1 protein-coding gene is annotated in these 234 nt (G+C 33.8%); it reads right to left on the reverse strand.

What is annotated here, in order from left to right; all coding sequences use genetic code 11:
- The coding region (locus tag R0K30_RS23625; protein ID WP_410613478.1) for a hypothetical protein at nt 1–234 on the reverse strand (234 nt) is incomplete at both ends.

Here is a 234-nt window from a genome sequence, read left to right on the forward strand (position 1 = left end):
CTATCTCTTCGCCTGCATGTTGCGAGTGGCTAAAAATATTGATTAGTCTTGTCTCATATGGGTTACGAATATCATTAGTCTGAGGTAAAAGAGCTACCCAATCTTCATAACCTAAAAATGTACAGGTCTTTTCTAAAATATTTCTTAGAAAATTGAAGTGATATTTATTCAATTGGCCTGTTTCAATAGCTTTTTCAAGATCTGCTTTAAGAGAAAGGTGATATGAAAATGGGG

This window comes from Bacillus sp. SIMBA_154, assembly GCF_046536015.1.
Lineage (GTDB): Bacteria > Bacillota > Bacilli > Bacillales > Bacillaceae > Bacillus > Bacillus pumilus_P.